Origin of the sequence: Streptomyces sp. URMC 124 (genome assembly GCF_051386455.1) — a bacterium.
Classification (GTDB): Bacteria; Actinomycetota; Actinomycetes; order Streptomycetales; family Streptomycetaceae; genus Streptomyces.
The window spans coordinates 1-275 of sequence record NZ_JBPQTS010000450.1 but is presented as its reverse complement, the minus strand read 5'-3'; the positions used below and the strand labels follow the sequence as shown (position 1 = coordinate 275).

Sequence of the window (275 nt, the reverse complement as noted above, 5' to 3'; positions counted from 1 at the left end):
CGATGACCTCGGGCGCGTGGTCATCCCGAAAGAAATTCGACGCACATTACGGATTCGCGAAGGTGATCCGCTGGAAATTTTCGTAGATCGGGATGGAGAAGTCATTCTGAAGAAATATTCGCCAATCGGCGAGCTTGGCGATTTTGCGAAGGAATACGCGGAATCCCTATACGAAAGCACGGGCCACATTACGATTATTTCGGATCGTGACTCCTTTATCGCCGTAGCCGGCGGCTCCAAGAAGGAATATTTGGACAAGCCGATCGGAAATTTGC

General features: G+C 50.5%; 1 protein-coding gene. It reads left to right on the top strand.

The window, feature by feature from the left end; translation table 11 throughout:
* Positions 1 to 16: 16 nt before the first annotated feature.
* The coding region (locus ACSNOG_RS33305; protein ID WP_436756403.1) for a stage V sporulation T C-terminal domain-containing protein at positions 17 to 275 on the top strand (259 nt) is incomplete at its 3' end.